Source organism: Derxia gummosa DSM 723 (assembly GCF_000482785.1).
Lineage (GTDB): Bacteria > Pseudomonadota > Gammaproteobacteria > Burkholderiales > Burkholderiaceae_E > Derxia > Derxia gummosa.
Genome location: NZ_AXWS01000007.1, coordinates 1,006,694 through 1,024,985 on the forward strand (window position 1 = coordinate 1,006,694; position 18,292 = coordinate 1,024,985).

The window sequence follows — 18,292 nt, forward strand, 5'->3', positions numbered from 1 at the left end:
AGGCCGCCGGACCGTGCTCGTCATCGCACCGAAAACCGTTGCCCATGAGCGCACCCTCGATTTCGGAGGCGCGATTCAATCCGCTGCCATCCCTTGCCGCCAATGCGGGACTCATCATCGAACTGACGCGGCGCGACGTGCTGGGCCGCTACCGCGGTTCGGCGCTCGGCCTGCTGTGGTCGCTGTTCAATCCGCTGTTCATGCTGGCGATCTACACCTTTGCCTTCGGCACGCTGTTCAAGTCACGCTGGCCCGGCCATTCCGATTCGCAATCGCATTTCGCGATCGTGCTGTTTGCCGGATTGCTGATATTCAACTTCTTCAGCGAATGCATTTCGCGCGCGCCGACGCTGATCCTGGACAACGCCAATTACGTCAAGAAGGTCGTCTTCCCTCTTGAAATACTTCCGCCGGTGGCGGTCCTTTCGGCGCTGTTCCATTTTGCCGTCGGCCTGAGCGTCTGGTGCCTTGCCTATCTGGTGCTCGAAGGTCATCTGAACGGCACGCTCATCCTCCTGCCATTCGCAGTGTTGCCGCTGGTCCTGTTCACGGTGGGGAATTGCTGGTTTCTGGCCTCGCTCGGCGTATATGCCCGCGATGTGCGCCAGATCGTGGGGGTGTTCACCAGCGCCCTCATCTTTCTCGCCCCCATCTTCTATCCGCTCGAAGTCGTGCCCGAGAGATTCCGCCTGTTCATCATGCTGAATCCGATCACCCATTACGTCGAAATGGCCCGACAGGTCATGATCGACGGCGGCTGGCCGAATGCCGGCTATTGGCTCGCGGTCAATCTCGCCTCGGCCTGCTACGCGATGCTCTGTTTCGGCTGGTTCCAGATGACGCGCCGGGGATTTGCCGATGTCATCTGAAACCGTCATCGAGGTCGAAGGGCTCTGCAAGAATTTCGAGGTCTATGCCACGCCGCGCGACCGCCTCAAGCAATTGCTGCTGCCGCCGGTGCAACGCATGCTCGGCATGCCGGCCGGCGTTTATCACAGCAAGTTTCCGGCGCTCAGCGATGTCGGCTTCTCGGTGTCGCGCGGGGAAACCTTCGGCATCGTGGGCCGCAACGGCTCGGGCAAATCGACGCTGCTCCAGATCCTGTGCGGCACGCTGGCTCCGTCGTCGGGGCGGGTGCGGGTGAAGGGCAAGGTCGCCGCGCTGCTCGAACTCGGGGCCGGTTTCAATCCCGAATTCTCCGGCCGCGAGAACGTGTACATGAACGGCCGGCTGTTCGGCCTGAACACAGCCCAGATCGATGATCGTTTCGACCGCATCGCGGCATTCGCCGATATCGGCGATTTCATCGACAAGCCGGTCAAGACGTACTCGAGCGGCATGTATGTGCGGCTCGCCTTTGCCGTGATCGCCCATGTCGATGCCGACATTCTCGTGGTGGACGAGGCACTTTCCGTCGGCGACGCCTATTTCGTCCAGAAATGCATGCGTTTCCTGCGCGGCTTCATGGAGCACGGCACCTTGCTGTTCGTGAGCCACGACATCGCGGCGGTCACGACGCTGTGTTCGAGCGCGCTGCTGCTCGAACGCGGCCGGGTCGCGCAGGTCGGCAGTCCGAAAAGCGTCATCACGCATTACCTCGAAAACCTGGTGGCCGAATCGCAGGACATCTCGGCCGCCAGACAGGCCGAACCCATTGCCGACGAAGCCGCCGAGGACAGCGCCGATTTCACCGACATGCGCGAGCGGTTCATCAATCATTCGCCCCTGCGCAACGACATCGAATTGCTGCCATTCCGGGTCGGCGCGGAATCCTTCGGCGCCGGAGGCGCGCGGATCGTGGATTGCTGCGTGCGCGACGCGGCCAGTCGCAAGCGTCTGGATTGGGTGGTCGGCGGCGAAATGGTGCAATTGCTGATCGGTGCCGACGCACTCGCCAATCTCGAAGCCGTGATCTTCGGTTTCGATTTCAAGGACCGCCTCGGCCAGACGATCTTCGGCGACAACACCTATCTCACCTATCGGCTCGAACCGCGCCGCGCGCGGGCCGGCGAACGCATCGAGGCAGTTTTCGAATTCCGCATGCCGTTGCTGCCGGTGGGCGATTACGCCATTTCGGTCGCCATCGCGACGGGCAGCCAGGAGGCGCATGTGCAGCAGCACTGGATACACGACGCGGTCATATTGCGGTCGCAGGCCAGTCGCGTCTGTTTCGGCCAGGTAGGCATTCCCATGCGAAACATCGAGATCAATACCCGCCGGGCCACGCGTCCGGCCGCCGAGGCCTCATGAGTTCACCCCTTTCCGGCCCCGAAACACCGGCCGACCTGCCCTGGACCGGCGAACGCTTCCTGCCGACGCTCACGGGCCGCATCCGCTACGAGCATCTGCATCGCTACGCGGTCTGCTCCGCGCTCGTGGCGGGCAAGCGCGTGCTCGACATCGCCTCGGGCGAAGGCTACGGCTCGGCGCTGCTTTCCCGCACCGCGGCGTCGGTCTGCGGCGTGGACATCGCCGGCGAGGCGGTGCTGCATGCGCGCGGCCGATATGGCGCGAGCCGGCCCAATCTGCAATTCATGCAGGGATCGGCCACCGCCATTCCGTTTCCGGCAGCCGAATTCGATGTCGTCGTTTCCTTCGAGACGCTGGAACATCTGGCCGAGCAGGACGAGATGCTGGCCGAGATCCGTCGCGTGCTGAAGCCGGGCGGATTGCTCGTCATTTCCACGCCCGATCGCGCCACCTATGCCGAGACCGACGGCGGCCACAACGAATTCCATGTGCGCGAGCTGAGCGAAGCCGAATTCGGCCAACTGCTCGGGCGCCATTTCCCGCATGTCGCGCTGCACGGCCAGACGCTGGCCACGGTGAGCTGGATCCAGCCCGAATCGGCTGACCCGGCGGATTCGACGGTCGAGACCTGGACCGCCGGCGCCGACGGCGTCGGCCGGGGCGGCGTGCGGCTGCCGAGCTGCATCTACCGGATCGCGCTGTGCAGCGACGCGCCGCTCGCGGTCCGGCTGGCCCGCTCGCTGTTCTGCGACCCGGCCGATGACCTGTTCCGCGCCGACATCGTCACCCGCCGCTGGGCCCAGGGCATCGACGCCGAACGCGCCGAAGCCGTGGCCTGGGCCCGGCGCCTGCAAGCCGAGATCGACACGCTCACGGGACGAGCAGGCGAGACGCCCGCCAGCGACACCGAGACCGAACACCTGCGCCGGCAGATCCGCCAGCTGTCCGATCGAGCCGGCGCCGCCGAAGCCCGGCTCGCCGAGCTGATGCGCACCAACTCCTGGCGCGTCACGCGGCCACTGCGCGTCGCGGCACGCCTCGCGCGCGGCGAATGGGACAGCGTGCTCAAGCCGCTGCGGCCGCGCGTGCAGCGCATCGCGCGCGCCGCGCATGCGCGGCTGCCGCTCAGTCACCGCAACAAGGCGAGGCTGATCGAGGCGGTCTATCGCGTCGGCGGCCCGCTGTTCAGCGGCATCGTCCATTACGAGAACTGGAAGCGGCAGCGCGATGCGCGCTTCCCGCTCGCGCCGCTTTCCGAAGGGCCGATTCCGGCGGCCGAGATCGCGGGCGAACTGGCCCGACTGCGCTTTCCCGAGCACGAACGGCCGGTCGTGTCGATCGTCATCCCGGCCTACGGCAAGCTCGACATCACCCTCACCTGCCTGCGCTCGATCGCGCGGCATGCGCCGGCCGTGCCGTTCGAAGTGATCGTCGCCGAGGACTGCTCGGGCGATACCGACATCGACCGGCTCGCGGCGGTGCCGGGCCTGCGCTACGAGCGCAACCCGCGCAACCTCGGCTTCCTGCTCTCGTGCAACCGTGCCGCCGGCCTCGCGCGCGGCGACTACCTCTACCTGCTCAACAACGACACCGAGGTCACGCCGGGCTGGCTCGACGCCATGCTCGACGTGTTCGCCACCCGGCCCGACTGCGGCATGGTGGGCAGCAAGCTCGTCTATCCCGACGGACGCCTGCAGGAGGCCGGCGGCATCGTGTGGAAGGACGCCTCGGCCTGGAACTTCGGCCGCTTGCAGGACCCGCGCGCCACGCCCTTCAACTATCTGCGCGAGACCGACTACTGCTCGGGCGCGTCGCTGCTCATCCGGCGTGACTTCTTCGACCGGCTCGGCCGCTTCGACGAGCGCTATGTGCCGGCCTACTGCGAGGACACCGACCTCGCCTTCGCCGTGCGCGCCGCCGGCCGCAAGCTCTACTACCAGCCGCGCTCGGTGGTCATCCATCACGAGGGCGTGTCGCACGGCACCGATACCGGCAGCGGCATCAAGGCCTGGCAGGTCGTCAACCAGCGCAAGTTCCGCGACAAGTGGGCCGCCGTGCTCGACCGCGACCATTTCCCGAACGCGGAGCAGGTGTACTGGGCGCGCGACCGCTCGCGCGGGCGGCGTAGCGTGCTGGTCATCGACCATTACGTGCCCCAGCCCGACCGCGATGCCGGCTCGCGCACCATGGTGCAGGTGATGCAGCTGTTCCTGTCGATGGGGCTGAACGTCAAGTTCTGGCCGGCCAACCTCTGGTACGACCCGGTGTACACGCCGCGCCTGGAGGCGCTCGGCATCGAGGTGTTCCACGGCCCCGAGTACATGGGCCGCTTCGACCACTGGGTGCGCGAGAACGCCGGCCATCTCGACCATGTGCTGCTCTCGCGCCCGCACATCGCGCCCGAGTTCGTGGCGCCGCTGCGCGCGCATTCGCGCGCCACGCTGCTGTACTACGGCCACGACATCCACCATCTGCGCATCCGCGACCAGATGCGCGTCGAGCCCGGCAACACCGCGCTCAAGGTCGAGCACGACAACTACCTGCGGCTCGAAACCGGGCTCTGGCGCCAGCTCGACGTCATCTACTACCCGTCCGAAACCGAAACCGACGTGGTGCGCGACTTCCTGCGCGCCGAGCGCCTGCCGGCGCGCGCGCTCACGCTGCCGGTGTATGCCTTCGACAGCTTCTGCGACGACGCCGCGCGCAATCTGCCGGCGCGCGCCGGGCTGCTGTTCGTCGGCGGCTTCGGGCATCCGCCCAACGCCGGCGCGGCGGTCTGGTTTGTGGCCGAGGTGCTGCCGCTGCTGACGGCGCGCCTGCCGGGCATCACGCTGGCGCTCGTCGGCTCCAACCCGACCGACGAGGTGAAGGCGCTCGCCGGCGCGCAAGTGCGGGTGACCGGCTTCGTCACCGACGAGGAACTCGAGCGCTGGTACCGCGACGCCCGTGTGGTCGTCGCGCCGCTGCTGTTCGGCGGCGGCATGAAGGGCAAGGTGGTCGAGGCCATGCGCTGGGGCATTCCGGTGGTGACCACCGCCGTCGGCGCCCAGGGCCTGGCCAGCGCCGGCCCGGCGCTCGAAGTGCATGACGACCCGGCCGCCATGGCCGAAGCCATCCTTGCGCTGCTGGCCGACGACGACCGCTGGCGCCGCCAGTCGGCCGCCGCGCTCGCCTATGCGCGTGACCGTTTTTCCTGCGCGGCAATGCGCAAGGTGTTTGCCGAACCCATGGGCCTTCAATGACGACGCCCCGTATCCATCTGTTGATCATCAAGCACGGCGCGCTCGGCGATGTCGTGCGCACCTCCTACTTCGCGGGCGCGCTGCGCCAGCGCTTCGGCGCCGCGCTGCGGCTGTCCTGGATCACCGCGCCTGCGGCGCTGCCGCTGCTGCGCTTCAATCCGCACATCGACGACCTGTGGACGCGCTTCGATGAGGCCGGCGGCCTGCGCTTCGACCGCGTCTATTCGCTCGACGACGAGCAGGACGTGGTCGAGGCCGTCATGCGGCTCGACGCCGCCGCCATCACCGGCGCGGTGCTCGACGCCGACGGCCGGCGCGGCTACACCGACGACGCCGCCGAATGGTTCGACATGGGCCTGCTGTCGCGCTTCGGCAAGCAGCGCGCCGACGCGATGAAGCTGACGAACACCGCCTCGCACGGCCGGATCTTCAGCCGCCTGTTCGACGTACCGGCGCCGCTGCCCGAGCTGTTCGGCCCGCCGCGCCTCCAGGCCGAAGCCGCCGCGCTGCTGGGCGGTGGCCGCAACATCGGCATCAACCCCTGCGCGGGCGGGCGCTGGCCGTCGAAGGAACTGCTGCCCGACGAACTGCACACGCTTGCGCGGGCCCTGCTCGGCCCCGCCTCGCCCATCGGCGCCGACGGCCATCTGGTGCTGCTCGGCGCGGCTGGCGACCGGCTTCGCAACCTGGCCCTGGCCGAGCGCCTGGCCGACCCGCGCGTGCTGGTGCCCGATACCGACGACTCGGTACTGCGGCTCGCCGCGCTCATCGGCCGGCTCGACTACCTCGTGTCGAGCGACAGCCTCGCGCTGCATCTGGGCATCGCCCAGCGCGTACCCTTCCTGGCCTTCTTCGCCCCCACCTCGGCCGTCGAGATCGACGACTTCGCCGTCGGCGTCAAGGTCGTATCCACCGCCGCCGACTACTGTTCCTACCGCAAGGACGCGGACAACCGCTCCATCACCGCCGCGCGCATCCTCGCCACGATGGCCGGCCATCGCCCCGACCTGTTCGCCCCGCTGCACACCGCATGAAGCCTTTCGACCCCCTCAGCCTTTCCGCCGCCCGCATCCTCGTCGTCGGCGACGTGATGCTCGACCGCTACTGGTTCGGCGACGTCAGCCGCATCTCGCCCGAAGCGCCGGTGCCCGTGGTGCTCGTCAACCGCACCGAGGACCGGCTGGGCGGCGCAGCCAATGTCGGCCGCAACATCGCCAGCCTGGGCGCTCGGGCCGAGCTGGTCGGCGTGATCGGCCGCGACGAGGCCGGCCAGCGCGTGCGCGCGCTCATCGCCGAGGCCGGCATGTCGGACGCGCTGTTCGAGGACGTCGAGATGCCCACCATCGTCAAGCTGCGCGTGCTCGGTCGCCAGCAGCAGCTGGTGCGCGTCGATTTCGAGCGCAAGCCCGGCCACGAGGTGCTGGAGGCGGCGCTCGGCGGCATCGAGCAGCGCATCGCCAACGCCGACGTGGTCGTGCTGTCCGACTACGGCAAGGGCGGGCTGGCGCACATCGCCCACATCCTGTCGAGCGCGCGCGCGGCGAACAAGCCGGTGATCATCGATCCCAAGGGCGCCGACTACGAGCGCTATCGCGGCGCCACGGTGCTCACGCCCAACCGCAGCGAACTGGCCCAGGTCGTCGGCGGCTGGTCGTCGGAGGCGGATCTGCATGCCAAGGCCGAGCAGCTGCGCGCGAGCCTCGACGTGCAGGCGCTGCTGCTCACCCGCTCGGAAGAAGGCATGACGCTGTTCACCGCCGGCTCGGCGCTCAATTTCCCGGCCGTGGCGCGCGAGGTGTTCGACGTCTCGGGCGCCGGCGACACGGTGGTGGCCACGCTCGCGAGCCTGGTCGCCGTCGGTCTGCCGCTGGCGGAAGCGGTGCCCGTGGCCAACCGCGCGGGCGGCATCGTCGTCGGCAAGGTGGGCACGGCCGTGGTCACGCGGGACGAACTGTTCGCGCATGCCTGAACCGGACCGGATCGGCGGACGTGGCCGGCGACGCCAGGCGTCGCTGCATGTTCGTGGTCTCGGGTCCACCACCGGTTCAGCGCCGCGCGGACTTGTCCTACCTGCCGCATCGGCGTTGACCGACAGACCGGCAGCTGCCCCGACGCCACCCTCGGCCCGGCCATGGAGGAGTGGGGGACCGGAATGCGCTCCCCCGACCTGGACAAATAACGACCAGGTGAGTAACGACTCGGCTCCACTCCTAATATCTGGTTTCAGGATGTCAGGCTCTCCAGCACGCGCCAGCAGGACAGGCGCCAACCCTTCTGCGCAAGTCATGCGCGTCACCATCTCCATCGTCAGTCACGGCCAAGGCAGTCTGGCTCGGCAGTTGCTCGACCAGATCGCGGCTCTCGGTGACGCCCGCGTGGCGCGGGTCGTCGTCACGCGCAACATCGCCGAGCACTGGGAGCCGGGGACGGTGCCGGGCAACATCGAGCTGACGGTCATCGACAATGCCGCGCCGCGTGGCTTCGCCGCCAACCACAACGCGGCATTCGCCGTCTGCGACACCGAGCTGTTCTGGGTGCTCAACCCCGACATCCGGCTGATCGGCAATCCCCTTGACGCGCTGGTCGCCGCCTTCGCCAACGATCCCGCGCTAGCGCTCGCGAGCCCGGTCGTGAGGGAACCCGGCGGGCATCGCGCCGACTTCTTCCGTGCGCTGCCGACGCCACTGGACCTGTTCCGGCGCTGGGGGCTGGGTCGACGCGAGCCGGCGCCGGCCCAGCCGTGCTGGATCGCGGGCATGGCAGTGATGGTCCGGGCCAATGCCTTTGCCCGCCTCGGCGGCTTCGACGAGGGCTACTTCATGTATTGCGAGGACTTCGATCTGTGCGCGCGCTTCGGTCTGGCCGGCCAGCGCATCGCCGTGACCGACGGGGCGGAAGTCATGCACGACGCCCGGCGCGATAGCCACCGATCGCCGCGCCGTCTGGCCAATCACGTGTTCAGCCTGCTGCGCATGTGGGCGACGCCGGTGTTCTGGCGCTACGGCCGGCAACTGGCCACGCAGCGTCCCTAGAGCCACTCCATGTTCTCGTTCGGCATCGCCTACCTCGTCTCGCTCGTCATCGGCTTCGTGATCCTGCGGCTGGCAACCGGCAGGGGGCATCGACGCCTGCTCGACGACGATCTGGCCGGCGTGCAGAAGCTGCATCACGCCCCCGTGCCGCGCGTCGGAGGCGTCGCCATCTTCCTGGCCGCGCTGGTGGGCGCCGGTGTCATCCGGCTGGCCAATCCGGTCACCGGCACGCACATCTTCGAACTGCTGGCCTGCGTGCTGCCCAGCTTCCTGGGCGGCGTGGGCGAAGACATCACCAAGCGCGTCTCGCCCCGCTGGCGACTGGTCGGCATGGCCGCGTCGGCCGCGCTCGCCTGGTGGGCGATCGGCCTTCGCATCCCGCGCGTGGACATGCCCTGGCTTGACGCGGCCCTGACCTGGGCGCCGGCGAGTTTCGTGCTGACCCTGCTGGCGCTGCTGACGATCACCAACGCGGTCAATCTCATCGACGGGCTCAACGGTCTGGCGGGCATGGTCACGACCACCATGTTCGGCGCGCTGGCCGTGGTGGGCTGGCGCGTGGGCGACCCCTTCATCGTCTCGGGCAGCCTGCTCATGATGGGCGCCATCCTCGGCTTCCTGTTCTGGAACTGGCCGAGGGGCCATCTCTTCCTCGGGGACGGCGGTGCCTACTTCCTCGGCTTCGTGCTGGGCGCGATGTCCATCATGCTGGTGGCGCGCAACCCGCGCGTGTCGGCCTGGTTCCCGGTGCTGCTGCTGAGCTATCCGCTCACCGAAGTGGCGTTCTCGGTGTGGCGCCGGCGGGTGCTCAGGGGCGCGAATGCCGCGCTGCCCGATGCCAGCCACCTGCATCAGCTCATCTACCGGCGCCTCGTGCTGCCGCCCCGTATGGCCGGCGACCCGCGCATCTGCCTGCGCAGCAATTCCCGCAGTTCGCCCTATCTGTGGCTACTGACGGCGCTGGCGGTGGTGCCGGCCGTGCTGCTCTTCGACAGCGGCATGCTGCTCGCGCTGGGCGCCGCCGGCTTCGTCACGACCTACCTCTGGCTCTACTCCCGCATCGCCCGCCTGCGCTCGCCGAGCTGGCTCAGAATGCGGCGATGACTCCGACCATCGCCATCGGCGACCTGCAAGGTTGCCGCGCGAGCCTCGACTCGCTGCTCGACCACATCACCCATTCCCCCGACGCCCCCGCCGATCCGGTCTTCTGGTTCTGCGGCGACATCGTCAACCGCGGCCCCGATTCCCTCGGCACGCTGCGCCGCGTGCGCGACCTCGGCGACCGCGCCGTCACCGTGCTCGGCAACCACGACCTGCACCTGCTCGCCGTCGCGGCCGGCGTGCGCAAGCAAGGGCGCGGCGACACGATCGACGACATCCTCGCCGCTCCCGACCGCGACGCGCTGCTCGACTGGCTGCGCCACCGGCCGCTCGCCCACTTCGAGCACGGCCATCTGCTCGTGCATGCGGGCGTGCTGCCGCAATGGACCGTGCAGCACACGCTCACCCTCGCTTCCGAATTGCAGGATCGGCTGCGCGCCGACGACTGGCGCGACTTTCTCGCTTCGCTGTTCGGCAATCAGCCGGCACGCTGGGATGAATCGCTGCGCGGTCCCGACCGCTGGCGGGTCATCGTCAACGCCCTGACGCGCATGCGCTTCTGCACCGCCGACGGCACGCTGGACTTCGCGAGCAAGGACGGCATCGGCGCGCCGCCGCCCGGCCATTTCGCCTGGTACGACGCGCCGGGCCGCCTGAGCCGCGACGTCACGGTCGTGACCGGGCACTGGTCCACGCTGGGCCTGCGCCTGTCGCCCGAACATGTTGCGCTCGACACCGGTTGCGTGTGGGGCGGCAAACTCACGGCGGTCCAGCTTGCCGACGACCCCGCCGCGCGCCGGGTCTGGCAGATCGACTGCCCCCAGGCGCAGCGCCCCGGAAACTGACCTCCACAAAGGCTCCCCTTGGCCAAGAAGACCATTCTCGTCACCGGCGGTGCCGGCTACATCGGCTCGCACACGGTCGTCGCGCTCGAAGCGGCGGGCTATCGCGCCGTCATCCTCGACAACTTCTGCAATTCGCATCCGGGCGTGCTGCCGCGCCTCGAAGCCATCACCGGCACGAGCATCACGCTGGAGCGCGGCGATGTGCGCGACGCCGCCGCGCTCGACGCGGTGTTCGCCAAGTACAAGGTCGATGCCGTCATCCATTTCGCCGCGCTCAAGGCCGTCGGCGAGTCGGTGAAGAAGCCGCTCGACTACTTCGAGAACAACATCTACGGCACCACCCAGCTGCTCAAGGCGATGGACCGCGCGGGCGTCAAGCACTTCGTGTTCAGTTCGTCGGCCACCGTCTATGGCGACCCCGAATCGGTGCCCATCGACGAGAACAGCAAACTCTGGACGATGAGTCCCTACGGCCAGACCAAGCTCTACACCGAGGAGCTGCTGCGCGACTGCATGACCGCCGACGCGAGCTGGCGCGTGGCGATCCTGCGCTACTTCAACCCGGCCGGCGCGCACGAGAGCGGCAGCATCGGCGAAGACCCGTCGGGGATCCCGAACAACCTGTTCCCGTACATCACCCAGGTGGCGGTCGGCCGGCGCGACCGGCTCGGCGTGTTCGGCGGCGACTACCCGACGCCCGACGGCACCTGCGTGCGCGACTACATCCACGTGGTCGATCTGGCCGAGGGGCATGTGAAAGCGCTCGACTACCTGTTCCGCGAAGACAAGTCGGTGACGGTCAACCTCGGCACGGGTGTGGGCTACAGCGTGCTCGACTGCATCAACACCTTCGTCGAGCAGACGGGGATGGCGGTGGCCTACGAGATCGTCGCGCGGCGCGCGGGCGATGTGCCGGCCTGCTACGCGAAGGTGGACGCGGCGCGCGATCTGCTGGGCTGGGAGGCGAAGCGCAATCTGGCCGACATGTGCCGGGATGCGTGGCGGTGGCAGGAGGCGAATCCGAACGGCTTCGCGGGGTGACTGACGCCGATGGCTGTTGGTCGGGTCTGGGTTCGGCTTGCTGATTGACGCCGCTAGCCCGGAGCCGGCCGGAAGGGCTGGCGCGCCGACTGACTGCGGCCCGCTGCGCGGGCTTCCCTCGCAGCCGGTGCATGACGCGGCCGGCGTGGCAACTCGGCCTTCGGCCTCGGACAGCCACGCCTGGGCGCCAAAGGCGCTCACCGCGCCGCGCACCGGCCGCTCGGCTTGCCAGAAGGCGCGCCAGCCCTTCCGGCCAGCTCCGGGCCTTTTCGGTTCAAGGGCCGTAACGCGAAGTCCGATCGAGGAGCGGTTCAAGTTCATGCGCCACACCGCGCGGTGATCGGTGCTCGGACCGGATGCCGATTCGGAAGCCCGGTTCGATCGAACGTCACTGACCGAGTTCAGTCCGGCTTGATCCGACTTCACCTCACTCGCTCGACTCGGCTCGGCGGGAGCGAGCCCGCCACTCGTTCAACCGCATCTCGGCTCGTCGCAACTTCACGAGGCTGCGCGCCGGCCGGGGCGGGTGTCGCGCCTTCTGGCAAGCCGGGCGATGTCGTGCGTGCCGGGTGAAGGCCGCAGGCCTTCAGGTCCGCCTGTCTGAAGGTCGCGCAGCGACCTGAGTTGGCGGACCGGCCCGGCGCGCGCGACATCGTCCGGGAAGCCCCCGCGACGCGGGGGCCGCGGCCAGTCGGCGCGACTCCCGCCCCGGCCGGCGCGCAGCCGCTACCTGAGCAAGAGCAGCCGCTACCTGAGCAAGAGCAGCCGCTACCTGAGCAAAAACAGCCGCTGCCTGAAAAGACGACGGGCGCGCCCCGTCGCCGATGCAGGCCCGCAGCAGCAGCGGCAGTCAGCCCGTCACCGCCCCGACTTGAAGCTCGTGAACAACCGCGTCTGCACCCGCCGGATGTCCTGGCTCACCGTATCGGGCGCGATCATCTTTTTCGTGTCCTCGGGCGCCAGGAAGATCGTCTTGTTCTCGCCCACGTCCTTCTTCACGAACTTCAGGCTCGCCGCGTTCGGGTTGGCGTAGAACACCTTGTTCGTGATCGCGGCCACCACCTCGGCGCGCAGGATGTAGTTGATGAACAGATGCGCGTTCTTCGGATGCGGCGCGTCGGCCGGGATGGCCATGGTGTCGAAGAACAGCGTCGCGCCGGTGCTCGGGATCAGCGCGCGGATGCTCTGGCCGTTCTTCGCCTCGATCGCGCGCTGGCGGGCAATGTTGATGTCGCCCGAATAGCCCATCACCGCGCACAGCGAGCCGTTGGCGAGGTCGTTGATGTAGCCCGACGACGAGAACAGCCGGATGTTCGGCCGCACGCTCTTGAGCATGTCCGCCGCAACCTTGTAGTCGGCCTCGTTGCCGCTGTACGGCTCCTTGCCCACGTACAGGTTGGCCACCGGAAACACCTCCGACGCCGAGTCGAGGAAGCTGATGCCGCAGCTCTTGAGCTTGCTCGCGTACTTCGGATCGAAGATCAGGCTCCAGGCGTTCTCGGGCATCGGCAGGTCGCCGAGCGCCTTCTTCACCTTGGCCTCGTTGATGCCGACGGTCACATAGCCCCACATCCAGTCGACGAGGTACTGGTTGCCCGGATCGACCTTGGCGAGCTGCTCCAGCAGCGCGCGGTCGAGGTTGCCCCAGTTGGTGAGCGCGGCCTTGTCGAGCGGCTTGAGCAGGCCGCCGGCGATGTACTGCTTCGCGAACACCGAGCCGGGCACGACGATGTCGTAGCCGGTCTTGCCGGCGCGCAGCTTGGCCTGGAGCACCTCGTTGCTGTCGTAGTTGTCGTACCGGACCTTGATGCCGGTTTCCTTCTCGAAGTTGGCGATCGTGTCGTCCGCGATGTAGTCGGACCAGTTGTAGATGTTCAGTTCCTTCGGCTCGCCGGTATCGGCGGCGCGGGCCGGCGCGGCGATGGCGGCCAGCGCGAGCGCGGCGGCGATGCCGGCGCCGAGAGCGCGGCGCACGAAGCGGAACGGGGTGACGGACATGGCGGGTTTCCTCGGCTGTGGGAGGGTGACGACGAAGGGGGAATCCGGTGCGGCGCGGCCGGGCCGGCGCGCCGCGCGATTGTGAGCGCAAGCAGGGGCGCGGAGTCTTTCAGGCGGCGACCGATTGAGGTGCGCAGACGACGGAACGCCTCGCGTGATACGGGCCGACGGCGCGACAACGCGCGCTGGCGCTCAGCCAGGCATCCCGAGCGCCGCCGCGATCGCCGCGCGCGTGCGGTCGGCCAGCTCATGCCGCGTGAGGCCGGCGGACGCGATCGGCGCCGTCGCCACCAGCTCCACCTCGATGCCCGGCGTGCCGAGCACCGCGCAGGCCGACTGGCCGAGGCTGATGTCGCCGCAATAGGCCGTGACCAGCGTCGGCCTGCCGTCGCGCAGATAGCGCAGCCCCACCGGCTGCACCGGCGCGCCCGATTCGACCGCCGCCTGGAGCAGGTTGGCGTGGAAGGGCAGCAGCGTCGTGCCGTCGCCGGTCGTGCCTTCGGGAAAGACGGTGCAGCTCTCGCCCTTGCCGAGCGTGGTGGCCATCAGCTTGATCATCGAATGCACCGCATGCCGCCTGCCGCGTTCGATGAAGAGCGTGCCCATGCGCTTGGCCATCGCGCCAATCAGCGGCCAGTCGCCGACCTCGCTCTTCGACACGAAATGCGTCGGATGCAGCGCGGCGAGCACGAGGATGTCGAGCCACGAAACATGATTGGCCAGCACCAGCGCGCCCGCGAAACCCGGCGCCGCCTCGGGCGCGACGCGCGCCGGCAGCCGGCGCACGCCGCAGGCACGCAGCATCAGCCGCGACCAGCGCGTCATCGCATAGCCGCGACCGCGCGCGCCCATCAGCGGAAACAGCAGCACTTGCACCGCGAAGCCGCCGAGCAGCGTCGCCACCGCCGCGGCGATGCGCAGGCGGATGCGCAGCCACGGCAGCAGGCCGGGCGGCGGCAGCGGCACCGGCAGTTGCGGGCCGCTCGGCACACGGGCGGCGGACGGCGCGGCAGGTGCGGCCGGCATGGCCCCGGACGCCGCCGGCGCGGCCGGACGCGCGGCGTCGCCGGCGGCGTCGGCGTCCGTCACGCCCTGCTCCGGCCGGGCGCTCATGCGGTGGCGACCGCCGCGCGCTCGTAGGCGACCTCGCCCGCGACGAGCGTGTAGGCCACCTCGCCCTGCAACTCCTTGCGCAGCCAGGGCGTGTTCTTGCCCTGGCTCGCGATGGCGGCCGGCTCGACCTTCCACCACGCCTGCGGGTCGTACACGCAGATGTCGGCCAGCGCGCCGACCGACAGCGTGCCCGCGCCCTGGGCCAGCGCCGGACCACCGACGATGCCGGCCGGCCGCTGCGTCACGAGGCGGATCGCCGCCGCGTCGCCCAGGCCGCTCTCGCGCGCCCACTTGAGCGCCAGCGGCAGCAGCAGTTCGAGGCCGATCGCGCCGGCGCTCGCCTGGTCGAAGGGCAGCAGCTTCTCGTCGTCATCGACTGGGCAATGGTCGGAGCAGATCGCGTCGATCGTGCCGTCGAGCAGCGCCTGGCGCAGCGCGGCGCGGTCGCGGCCCGAGCGCAGCGGCGGTTCGAGCCGGTACATCGGGTCGAAGAAGCCGATGTCCACGTCGGTCAGGTGCACATGGTTAAGGCTCACGTCGGCCGTCACCGGCAGGCCTTCGGCGCGCGCCGCGCGCAGCAGCTCGACACCGTTGGCGCTGGAGATGCGGCACAGATGCACGCGGCAGCCGGTGATGCGCATGAGTTCGAAGATCGTGTGCAGCGCGATCGTCTCGGCCGACACGCCCACGCCCGCAAGCCCCAGCCGCGCCGCGACCGCGCCCGAATGCGCCACGCCACCCTTGCCGAGCCAGGCGTCCTGCGGCCGCAGCCACACGGTGTAGCCGAAGGTGTTGGCGTACTGCATCGCGCGCAGCAGCACCTGGGTGTTGGTGATCGGCACGTCGGCCTGACCGAAGCCGATGCAGCCCGAGTCGGTCAGCTCGGCCATCTCGGTCAGCACCTCGCCCTTGAGGCCGAGCGTCAGCGCGCCCTGCGGGAACACATGGCCCTGCTTCAGCCGCTCGGCGCGGAACTTGAGCATCTCGACCAGACCCGGCTCGTCGAGCGCCGGATCGGTGTCGGGCGGGCAGACCAGCGAGGTCACGCCGCCGTGCACCGCCGCCTTCATCTCGGATTCGAGCGTGGCCTTGTATTCATAGCCGGGCTCGCGCAGGCGGGCGCACAGATCGACGAGGCCGGGCACGGCCACGAGTCCGCTCGCGTCGATCACGCGGTCGGCGCTGAAACCGTCCGGCGCCGCGCCGATGCCGGCGATCCGGCCGTCGGCCACGAAAACGTCCGCCGGGCGGTCCACGCCGTTAGCCGGGTCGATGACATGGCAATGCTTGATGTGAATTTTCATGTGGCACATTCGAGGCGTGGTCTTGCAGTTCGACTGCAATGGTTTTCGTGCAGCCTTATTGGCCGATTGGCCCGGCAAATTGCCGCGACATTCGGCCCGCAAGGCGATTGATCCTGCCCATTCCGCAATCGGACGGCAGTTTCGATTTTATTGAAACAGGACGATCGGCGATTGTCCTGTCGAGTTCATCCGGCTTTCGGGCCGGTCGGTGCAGCCCCGACATGCGGCGATTGCAATGATGCCGACCGTCGAATGACATCGATTCGATTTGCATATTCTCCGGAGAGCCTCCCCCATGAATACATTGATCGGCCTGCAATACCTGCGCGGGTTTGCGGCGTCGCTGGTCGCGGTCTACCACCTGATCCCGAAGCTCCTCGGCCCGCAGACGCCCGAACCGTTCTGGCTCGGCGTCATGGCGGGCGGCGTGGACGTGTTCTTCGTGATCAGCGGCTTCATCATCTGGCTGACCGCGTCGCGCGCCACCGTCTCGCCCGGCGAATGGTGGAAGTCGCGGCTGATCCGCATCGTGCCGATGTACTGGCTCGCCCCCACCGTCACGCTGGTGCTGATACTGGTGCGCGGCACGCCCGACGCGTATCCGTATCCGAGCGAGGTGATTCGCGCCTTCCTGTTCATTCCGGTGCGCAGCCATATCACCGGCGGATTCGAACCGTATTTCACTCCGGGCTGGTCGCTCAATTACGAGTTTCTTTTCTACGCGGTGGTGGCGCTCACGCTTTTCCTGCGCCGGCCGCTGGTGCGGCTCGCGGTGATTGCCGTGTTCTTCACCGCGCTGGTGGCCTGCCGCAAATTCATCAATCCCGAAGACGCAATCCAGTTCCGCCTGACCAGCCCGCTCTATTTCGAATTCCTGGCCGGCATCGCGATTTCGCTGGCCCTGCCGAAACTGCGCCAGTACCGCTTCATGCCGGTGCTCGGCGCGCTGGCCGTCGTGGCCTCGGTGGCCTTCTGCCTGTTCATCAGCCCCAGGCTCTACCCCAACAGCGCGCGCATCGTGTTCTTCGGCGTGCCGGCCATCCTGCTGACCGCCGGCGTGGTGATGCTCGAACCGCTGTGGAAGCGCTGGCCGGTCGCGGCGCTCAAGCTCATCGGCGATGCGTCCTACTCGATCTACCTGTCGCATTCGCTGTTCATCAATCTGGTGTTCGCGGCCCTGGGCAGCTTCGTGACCGCCCAGCCCGTGATCGGCAGCCTGGTGACGATGGTGGCCATCTATGCCGGCGGCATCGCCGTGTACCACCTGATCGAGAAGCCGCTGCTCAACGCGATGCGCTCGGCCACCGGCGTCGGGCGACTCCAGCAGAAGGCCTCGGCCTGAGGCCGGCCGGCGTGCCGCCCGCGTGGCGGCGCGTCCGGCCCGGACGGCGCCCGTCTTCACGCCGCGCCCCGGGCCTCAGTGGCTCGCGCAGATGCTCATCACGGCCATGCGCACCGCGATGCCGAACGTGACCTGCGACAGGATCACGCTCTGCGCGCCATCGGCCACCGTGCTGTCGATCTCGACACCGCGGTTCATCGGGCCCGGGTGCATGACGATGGCGTCGGGCGCCGCAAGCGCGAGCCGCTCGGGCGTGAGGCCGTAGTTCTTGAAGTACTCCTGCGCCGACGGCAGCAGCGCGCCCTGCATGCGCTCGTTCTGCAGGCGCAGCATCATGATCACGTCCACGCCCTTGAGCCCCTCGTCCATGTCGTGGAACACATGCACGCCGAGCTGCTCCAGGCCGTTGGGCAGCAGCGTGCGGGGGCCGATCACGCGCACCTCGGGCACGCCGAGCGTGGTGAGGGCATGGATGTCGGAGCGCGCCACGCGCGAATGCAGCACGTCGCCTACCACGGCCACGCGCAGCTTCGTGAAGTCCTTCTTGAAGTGGCGGATCGTGTACATGTCGAGCAGGCCCTGGGTCGGGTGCGCATGGCGCCCGTCACCGGCATTGATGACGCTCACGTGCGGCGCGACGTGCTGGGCGATCAGGTAGGGCGCGCCGCTCGACGCGTGGCGCACCACGAACATGTCGGCCTGCATCGCGCTCAGGTTGGCGATGGTGTCGAGCAGGCTCTCGCCCTTGCTCGTGCTGCTGGCGTTGATGTTGAGGTTGAGCACGTCGGCGCTCAGGCGCTTGGCGGCGATCTCGAAGGTCGTGCGGGTGCGCGTGCTGTTCTCGAAGAACAGGTTGAACACGCTCTTGCCGCGCAGCAGCGGAACCTTCTTCACATCGCGCTCGCCGACGCTGACGAAGCTGGCGGCGGTGTCGAGGATGTTCTCGATGATCCGCTGGGGCAGGCCTTCGGTCGTGAGCAGGTGCTTGAGTTCGCCGCGTTCGTTGAGCTGGGGGTTGTACATG

At 68.5% G+C, this 18,292-nt stretch carries 14 protein-coding genes; 10 read left to right on the plus strand and 4 right to left on the minus strand.

The window, feature by feature from the left end; translation table 11 throughout:
• Positions 1-44: 44 nt before the first annotated feature.
• From H566_RS0105560 to galE, 9 genes are all read left to right on the plus strand, one after another.
• The gene (locus tag H566_RS0105560) at positions 45-869 is read left to right on the plus strand and encodes an ABC transporter permease (RefSeq protein ID WP_051378091.1); all 825 of its coding nucleotides are present in this window, start codon (positions 45-47) and stop codon (positions 867-869) included.
• Complete coding sequence (locus tag H566_RS23140) at positions 859-2,250, plus strand: ABC transporter ATP-binding protein (RefSeq protein ID WP_034410534.1); 1,392 nt, start codon at positions 859-861, stop codon at positions 2,248-2,250. The genes H566_RS0105560 and H566_RS23140 overlap by 11 nt, the downstream gene beginning before the upstream one ends.
• A complete protein-coding gene (locus tag H566_RS0105570) occupies positions 2,247-5,492 on the plus strand; it encodes a glycosyltransferase (RefSeq protein WP_084544785.1) in 3,246 nt (1,081 codons plus the stop codon). The genes H566_RS23140 and H566_RS0105570 overlap by 4 nt, the downstream gene beginning before the upstream one ends.
• Positions 5,489-6,526 carry a glycosyltransferase family 9 protein gene (locus H566_RS0105575; protein ID WP_028310666.1) on the plus strand — a complete coding sequence of 346 codons (1,038 nt, stop codon included), beginning with the start codon at positions 5,489-5,491 and terminating at the stop codon, positions 6,524-6,526. Before H566_RS0105570 ends, H566_RS0105575 begins: the two co-directional genes overlap by 4 nt.
• Positions 6,523-7,461, plus strand: a complete 939-nt coding sequence (gene rfaE1 / locus H566_RS23145; RefSeq protein WP_051378092.1) for a D-glycero-beta-D-manno-heptose-7-phosphate kinase — start codon at positions 6,523-6,525, stop codon at positions 7,459-7,461. The genes H566_RS0105575 and rfaE1 overlap by 4 nt, the downstream gene beginning before the upstream one ends.
• A 316-nt stretch (positions 7,462-7,777) precedes the next feature.
• On the plus strand, positions 7,778-8,524 hold the full coding sequence (locus tag H566_RS28045; protein WP_028310667.1) for a glycosyltransferase: 747 nt from the start codon (positions 7,778-7,780) through the stop codon (positions 8,522-8,524).
• A gap of 9 nt (positions 8,525-8,533) precedes the next feature.
• Positions 8,534-9,628 (plus strand): glycosyltransferase family 4 protein, encoded by a 1,095-nt coding sequence (locus tag H566_RS0105590; RefSeq protein WP_028310668.1) that lies wholly within the window; start codon positions 8,534-8,536, stop codon positions 9,626-9,628.
• Positions 9,625-10,470, plus strand: coding sequence for a symmetrical bis(5'-nucleosyl)-tetraphosphatase (locus tag H566_RS0105595; RefSeq protein ID WP_028310669.1), 846 nt, complete (start codon positions 9,625-9,627; stop codon positions 10,468-10,470). Before H566_RS0105590 ends, H566_RS0105595 begins: the two co-directional genes overlap by 4 nt.
• An 18-nt stretch (positions 10,471-10,488) precedes the next feature.
• Positions 10,489-11,511, plus strand: coding sequence for a UDP-glucose 4-epimerase GalE (galE, locus tag H566_RS0105600; RefSeq protein ID WP_028310670.1), 1,023 nt, complete (start codon positions 10,489-10,491; stop codon positions 11,509-11,511).
• Between the two features lie 858 nt (positions 11,512-12,369).
• Here the strand turns inward: galE and H566_RS0105605 are convergent.
• The 3 genes from H566_RS0105605 to H566_RS0105615 all read right to left on the minus strand — a co-directional run bounded on the left by H566_RS0105605 (position 12,370) and on the right by H566_RS0105615 (position 15,926).
• A complete protein-coding gene (locus tag H566_RS0105605) occupies positions 12,370-13,509 on the minus strand; it encodes a polyamine ABC transporter substrate-binding protein (protein WP_034410537.1) in 1,140 nt (379 codons plus the stop codon).
• A 192-nt stretch (positions 13,510-13,701) separates the two neighbouring features.
• Positions 13,702-14,622, minus strand: coding sequence for a lysophospholipid acyltransferase family protein (locus H566_RS23150; protein WP_051378096.1), 921 nt, complete (start codon positions 14,620-14,622; stop codon positions 13,702-13,704).
• The gene (locus H566_RS0105615; RefSeq protein WP_028310672.1) at positions 14,619-15,926 is read right to left on the minus strand and encodes a dihydroorotase; all 1,308 of its coding nucleotides are present in this window, start codon (positions 15,924-15,926) and stop codon (positions 14,619-14,621) included. The genes H566_RS23150 and H566_RS0105615 overlap by 4 nt, the downstream gene beginning before the upstream one ends.
• Positions 15,927-16,221: 295 nt before the next feature.
• Here H566_RS0105615 and H566_RS0105620 point away from each other — a divergent pair, with 295 nt between their 5' ends.
• Positions 16,222-17,268, plus strand: a complete 1,047-nt coding sequence (locus H566_RS0105620) for an acyltransferase family protein (RefSeq protein ID WP_084544787.1) — start codon at positions 16,222-16,224, stop codon at positions 17,266-17,268.
• A 75-nt stretch (positions 17,269-17,343) separates the two neighbouring features.
• On the opposite strand, the gene H566_RS23155 is transcribed toward H566_RS0105620, so the two are convergent.
• Entirely contained in the window at positions 17,344-18,291 is a 948-nt protein-coding gene (locus H566_RS23155; RefSeq protein WP_051378098.1) for an aspartate carbamoyltransferase catalytic subunit, read from the minus strand.
• Between the last annotated feature and the right edge of the window lies 1 nt (position 18,292).

Bases quoted from the DNA above. Each gene is read 5' to 3' on its own strand.
- H566_RS0105560 (WP_051378091.1), top strand. From the start codon at position 45: ATGAGCGCACCCTCGATTTCGGAGGCGCGATTCAATCCGCTGCCATCC.
- H566_RS23140 (WP_034410534.1), top strand. From the start codon at position 859: ATGTCATCTGAAACCGTCATCGAGGTCGAAGGGCTCTGCAAGAATTTC.
- H566_RS0105570 (WP_084544785.1), top strand. From the start codon at position 2,247: ATGAGTTCACCCCTTTCCGGCCCCGAAACACCGGCCGACCTGCCCTGG.
- H566_RS0105575 (WP_028310666.1), top strand. From the start codon at position 5,489: ATGACGACGCCCCGTATCCATCTGTTGATCATCAAGCACGGCGCGCTC.
- rfaE1 (WP_051378092.1), top strand. From the start codon at position 6,523: ATGAAGCCTTTCGACCCCCTCAGCCTTTCCGCCGCCCGCATCCTCGTC.
- H566_RS28045 (WP_028310667.1), top strand. From the start codon at position 7,778: ATGCGCGTCACCATCTCCATCGTCAGTCACGGCCAAGGCAGTCTGGCT.
- H566_RS0105590 (WP_028310668.1), top strand. From the start codon at position 8,534: ATGTTCTCGTTCGGCATCGCCTACCTCGTCTCGCTCGTCATCGGCTTC.
- H566_RS0105595 (WP_028310669.1), top strand. From the start codon at position 9,625: ATGACTCCGACCATCGCCATCGGCGACCTGCAAGGTTGCCGCGCGAGC.
- H566_RS0105605 (WP_034410537.1), bottom strand. From the start codon at position 13,509: ATGTCCGTCACCCCGTTCCGCTTCGTGCGCCGCGCTCTCGGCGCCGGC.
- H566_RS23150 (WP_051378096.1), bottom strand. From the start codon at position 14,622: ATGAGCGCCCGGCCGGAGCAGGGCGTGACGGACGCCGACGCCGCCGGC.
- H566_RS0105615 (WP_028310672.1), bottom strand. From the start codon at position 15,926: ATGAAAATTCACATCAAGCATTGCCATGTCATCGACCCGGCTAACGGC.
- H566_RS0105620 (WP_084544787.1), top strand. From the start codon at position 16,222: ATGAATACATTGATCGGCCTGCAATACCTGCGCGGGTTTGCGGCGTCG.
- H566_RS23155 (WP_051378098.1), bottom strand. From the start codon at position 18,291: ATGTACAACCCCCAGCTCAACGAACGCGGCGAACTCAAGCACCTGCTC.